This window comes from Yoonia sp., assembly GCF_046498525.1.
In the GTDB taxonomy this organism is placed as follows: domain Bacteria; phylum Pseudomonadota; class Alphaproteobacteria; order Rhodobacterales; family Rhodobacteraceae; genus Yoonia.
The window spans coordinates 1-5,236 of record NZ_JAWOAN010000252.1 but is presented as its reverse complement, the minus strand read 5'-3'; the positions used below and the strand labels follow the sequence as shown (position 1 = coordinate 5,236).

Annotated in this window: 5 protein-coding genes and 1 pseudogene; 1 reads left to right on the top strand and 5 read right to left on the bottom strand. The window is 58.0% G+C overall.

Going from position 1 to position 5,236, the window contains the following annotated elements; genetic code table 11:
• The 5 genes and pseudogenes from R6T97_RS15070 to R6T97_RS15050 all read right to left on the bottom strand — a co-directional run.
• Positions 1-414, bottom strand: a 414-nt coding sequence (locus tag R6T97_RS15070) for a tetratricopeptide repeat protein (protein WP_410350107.1), incomplete at its 3' end; no start/stop codon positions are given.
• A 58-nt stretch (positions 415-472) separates the two neighbouring features.
• Positions 473-769 (bottom strand): annotated as a pseudogene (locus tag R6T97_RS15065) (SulP family inorganic anion transporter); the annotation flags it as partial.
• Between the two features lie 11 nt (positions 770-780).
• Positions 781-2,454, bottom strand: coding sequence for a TIGR01244 family sulfur transferase (locus R6T97_RS15060; protein ID WP_410350106.1), 1,674 nt, complete (start codon positions 2,452-2,454; stop codon positions 781-783).
• Positions 2,455-2,464: 10 nt separating this feature from the next.
• Entirely contained in the window at positions 2,465-3,346 is an 882-nt protein-coding gene (locus R6T97_RS15055) for an MBL fold metallo-hydrolase (RefSeq protein ID WP_410350105.1), read from the bottom strand.
• Between the two features lie 70 nt (positions 3,347-3,416).
• A complete protein-coding gene (locus R6T97_RS15050; protein WP_410350104.1) occupies positions 3,417-3,737 on the bottom strand; it encodes a TraR/DksA family transcriptional regulator in 321 nt (106 codons plus the stop codon).
• Between the two features lie 132 nt (positions 3,738-3,869).
• Here R6T97_RS15050 and ppsA point away from each other — a divergent pair.
• Positions 3,870-5,236, top strand: a 1,367-nt coding sequence (ppsA, locus tag R6T97_RS15045) for a phosphoenolpyruvate synthase (RefSeq protein ID WP_410350103.1), incomplete at its 3' end; no start/stop codon positions are given.

Here is a 5,236-nt window from a genome sequence, read left to right as displayed (position 1 = left end):
TGCTGCGCTTCCCGCCGCCAGGGCGACCTCCGCCTTCAGCCACAACAGCCGCGTGACCAGATCATCGCGCCCCAGGCGCTCCGCCAGCGTCCAGGCCCGTCGGACCACGGCGTCCATCGCGTCCCAGTCCTCTCTTGCTTCCGCGCCCCGGGGGTCGCTTTGGCTACGTCCAAGGGCCTGCTCTGAGCTCGGCCGAATGGCCTCGGCCCTTGTCGTGAGCGTAGTCGAAGGATCCTGATGGTAGGCCCAGGCCAGACTGACCAACACCTCCGCGATATCCTGCTCGCCCCGCAGCCGTTCCCGGAGCGCTAATGCTTGCCGATGATATCCCACCGCTCGCTCGTGCTCCCCCATGTCGGTGCAGAGCAGCCCCATATGATGGTACGTCGCGGCCAGCCCCGATAGATCGTCCAACTCCCGTTTGATCGCCGCCGACCGCTCCAGGTAATCCCACGCCTCCCTCCATCGCCCCGGTCCCTTGCTCGACGATGTTGCCCAAGGCCGCTGCAGTCATCAGCGACACCACAGCGACCGGGCCCACGGCCAGTGCGCGGCTGGTCCCGAAGACCGTGTAAAGCATGATCGGCACGATCGAAGCATAAAGTCCTGCTTCGGGCGGCAATCCGGCCAGCAACGCATAGGCCAGCGATTGCGGGATCAGCATGATCGTCACGATGACCGCCGCGATCATATCATTGCCAAAGGCCACGCGGTCATAGTCGCGCGCCCATTTCAGGATCGGCACGTACCGCAGCAAATTGTTGTTCATATTCTGTATTCCTAGCCTGCGCTGACCTTCTCAGGTTTCGCCATCCATTCGCGTCCTTTGAGCATCGCGCTCCAATAAACAGGCGGCAGGATCTTTTCCTTCAGCAACCAAGCCATCCGCGAGGGTTTGGTCCCGTCGATAATGAATTTTGGAAAACTCGGCAGCAGCGTCCCGCCATATCCGAACTCCGCCAAGACGATCTTGCCGCGTTCCACGGTCAGTGGACAGGACCCGTAACCATTGTATTGGGCCAAAGGCGCACTGCCCCGCATGTCTGCAATGACGTTTTCGGCGACGATAGGGGCCTGAATTCGGGCTGCGGCTGCGGTTTTGGCGTTGGGTGCGTTCATCACGTCACCCAGCGACCAGATATTATCGTAAGTTTTGTGGCGCAGTGTGGCCTGATCGACATCAACCCATCCGGCTTCGTCCGCCAATGGCGAGACGCGGATGAAATCCGGAGCGGTCTGCGGTGGGCAAACGTGCATCATGTCGAATTCCATCTCGACCCGTTCAACGGGCGTGTCGGGCTTGGCCACATCGAACCAAGCCTTTTTGGCGGGGCCGTCGACCGCGACGAGGTTGTGAAAGAAGTTCAGGGTTACGCCGTATTTCTTCACATATTCCTCAAGCGCAGGCACGTAGTCCTTTACGCCAAACAGCACGCCACCGGCGTTGTTGAAATGGATATCGATGTCTTTCAGCGCACCGTTGCGGAACCATGCGTCGCCGGACAGATACATCGCCTTTTGTGGCGCACCGGCGCATTTGATCGGCATCGGCGGTTGCGTAAAGATCGCACGGCCTTCTTTCATGCCGCGCACCAATTCCCATGTGTAAGGCGCCAGATCATAGCGATAGTTCGAGGTCACTCCGTTCTTGCCCAGCGTGTCGACCAGACCTTCAACCTTGTTCCAGTCCAGTTTCAGGCCGGGGCAAACGATCAGCCGTTCGTATTTCACCACGCGGCAGCCATCAAGAATGACAGCATCATCCTTGGGTTCAAACGCAGCGACTGCGGATTTCAGCCAATGGACACCTTCGGGGATCAGGCTGCCCATGGTGCGCACTGTGTCTTCAGGGTCGAAAACCCCGCCACCGACCATGGTCCATCCGGGTTGGTAATAGTGAATTTCCGCAGGGTCAATAATGGCGATATCCAGCTCCGGCTTACGCGATCGGAGACTGGCGGCCACCGCGATGCCCGCCGCGCCACCACCCACAATGACCACGTCATAAGACGCATCGCCCACATCTGTCGGGGTCTTGCCTCCGTTGGCGATGCGACGCACGACACCGGCCATGTCATAGCCTGCCGCTTGCGTCTGGCCTAGAATATCGGCCACGCTTAGCTTGTCGGCCTGCGCCAGCGACCAAAGTGTCGCTGACCGTGTCCCTGTCCGGCAATAGGCCAGCACCGGGCCGGGGAGTTCCATCATCAATGTCTCGAATTTGTCGGCGTCCTCATCGCGGACCTTGCCTGCGACAATGGGCTGATAGACCATCTCGATCCCGAGTTTCGAAGCTGCCGTCTCGATTTCCTGAAAGGTCGGCTGGTCCGGCCCTTCGCCATCGGGGCGATTGCAGATAATCGCACGAAAGCCTTTTTCCTTGATTGCAGGCAAATCCGCTACGGTAATCTGCGGCGTTGCGGACAGTTTTGCGTCGAGTGCTTTGATTTCCATGATTACACCCTCAAAGCACGTTTACCGGCACTTTGAGCATCTCATTGCCGTCTTTGTCTTTGGGGATTTCGCCGGCACGCATGTTCACTTGCAAAGATGGAATGATCAGCTTGGGCATATCCAGCGTGGCATCGCGTTCAGTACGGAATTTGATGAAATCCTCGCGCGTCTTGCCTTCACCCACATGGATGTTGTGCGCCTTTTCCTCTGCCACGGTGGTTTCCCATTTTATATCGCGTCCGTTGGGGCCGTAGTCATGGCACATGAACAGACGCATATCGTCAGGCAACGCCAATACCTTTTGGATGCTGTCGTAAAGTGTGCCCGCATCGCCGCCGGGGAAATCGGCACGGGCCGATCCGCCATCGGGCATGAACAGCGTGTCACCGACGAAACAGGCATCGCCGATTACATGCACCATACAGGCGGGCGTATGTCCCGGCGTGGCGATGGCAAAGCCCTGCATGCCGCCGATTTGATAGGTGTCGCCATCCTTGAAGAGCGCATCGAACTGCGATCCATCGCGTTCGAATTCGGTGCCCTCGTTAAAGACTTTGCCGAAGGTGTCCTGCACTACGGTGATCTTGTCGCCAACGCCGATCTTGCCGCCGAGCTTTTCCTGAATGTAAGGCGCTGCACTAAGGTGATCCGCATGGACGTGGGTTTCGATGATCCAGTCCAGTTTCAGCTTGCGCCGCTCTACCTCGGCGATCAGCGCGTCGGCACCGTCAAAGGTGATCCGCCCCGCAGCATAATCAAGGTCCATCACGCTGTCGATAATCGCGCAGTGGTCGCCATCGGGTTCCGATACGATATAGCTGATCGTGTTTGTCGCCTCGTCGAAAAAGGCGGATACATGCGGTTTTACTGTCATATCAACGGGATAAGTCATCTGTTTTTCCTCGGTCTATATATTACACTTTTAAAATATGTTATGCCCTGTGATCATTCAATGATCAAGATCAATTCGAGGGCGCACAATCACGGCAGATGACAGCATAAGGAACTGCATCAAGACGCGCCTGTGAAATGTCCTCACCACATTTGGCGCAAATTCCGTAGGTGCCGTTGGCAATGCGCGTGAGCGCATCGTTCAACAGCCGCAACTCCCGATTATGGGCGCGCCCGAGGCGTTGGAGGACCTCATCGTCCTCCAGATCAATGGCCTGATCTTCAAGATCGGCAGGCAAAGGTTGCTCCAGATCGTCTTCGATCTTTTTCAGGTGCGACGATAGTTCCGCAATCCGATCCTCGATTTGCTTTTGGCGGTCATCGATGTCCATGTGGGCCTCTTTTGTTGAAAATTCGGTGGCTCCATTCTTCCCACAGGCCTCTGCCGTGACATTGACCTATGTCATTGTCTCAACCCTTTGGTTTGCCAATATTTGTTTGAACCGTTGCTGTAGGACCGCCAGATGACAGAAGAAACATCGCTTGTGCTGAACTTTGCCGAACTGCGTCGCGGTGATGTCGAAACCGTTGGTGGCAAGAACGCGTCGCTGGGTGAGATGATCCATGCGCTGACGCCCAAGGGAATTCTTGTACCGCCCGGTTTTGCGACAACGGCCGATGCGTTCCGGGCCTACCTGACCGCCAATGATCTGGATGCAAAGATCGGTCAGGCGCTGGATGCACTGGCAGAGGGCAGGGCGACATTGCACAAGACAGGGCAGGCCATTCGTGATCTGATCCTTGGTGGCGCATGGTCACAGGAAACCCGCGCGGCGATCGTGGCGGAGTATCGCGCTTTGTCCGAAGCGGCGGGTGAGGCGGATATTCCCGTTGCCGTGCGTTCAAGCGCGACCGCCGAAGACCTGCCGGATGCCAGTTTCGCAGGTCAGCAAGAGACGTTTCTGAACGTGATCGGAGAGGCGGCGGTCTTGGACGCCTGCCGTAAATGCTATGCGTCGCTGTTCACGGATCGCGCGATTTCCTATCGCCAGATGCAAGGGTTTTCGCATACGCAAGTGGCGCTATCGGTCGGGGTGCAACAGATGGTGCGCGCCGACACCGGTGGGTCCGGAGTGATGTTTTCTATCGACACAGAATCTGGCTTTCCCGACGCGGTACTGATTAATGCTGCATGGGGGTTGGGTGAAAACGTGGTGCAGGGGGCTGTGGACCCTGACGAGTATGAGGTATTCAAGCCGTTTCTGGATGACGAGACCAAGATACCGATTCTTGAGAAAGCCCTTGGTGCCAAGAAGATCAAGATGATCCATGACCGCGACGGCACCCCGCGCAACGTGCCGACCTCCAAGGCAGAGCGGGCGGCCTTTGTCCTGAACGATGCCGAAATCCTGACCCTTGCGCGGCAGGCCAAGGTGATCGAAGATCACTATGGGTGTCCGATGGATATGGAATGGGCCCGGGATGGCAAGACCGGCACGCTCTATATCGTGCAGGCGCGGCCCGAAACGGTGCAGTCGCGGGCGGTCGTCGGTGCGCTGAAGACTTATGAGGTGACTGACCCGGGGAAGGTGCTTGTCACCGGCCTGAGCGTTGGAAACGCGGCTGTGGCAGGGCGCGTATGCATGATTGAAAAAGCGTCCGAGATCGACCGTTTCGTCGATGGCTCTGTTCTTGTCACTTCGACCACCGACCCCGATTGGGTGCCGATCATGAAGCGTGCAGCCGCCATCGTGACCGACCACGGCGGGCGCACGTCACACGCGGCGATCGTCAGCCGTGAATTGGGACTTCCTGCGGTGGTGGGATGTGGGGACGCCACGCATCTGCTGCATGATGGGCAGGATGTTACCGTGTCTTGTGCGGGGGGCGA

Excerpts from the sequence above, each read along its gene's own strand:
- R6T97_RS15050 (WP_410350104.1), bottom strand. The coding sequence starts at position 3,737 with ATGGACATCGATGACCGCCAAAAGCAAATCGAGGATCGGATTGCGGAA.
- R6T97_RS15055 (WP_410350105.1), bottom strand. The coding sequence starts at position 3,346 with ATGACTTATCCCGTTGATATGACAGTAAAACCGCATGTATCCGCCTTT.
- R6T97_RS15060 (WP_410350106.1), bottom strand. The coding sequence starts at position 2,454 with ATGGAAATCAAAGCACTCGACGCAAAACTGTCCGCAACGCCGCAGATT.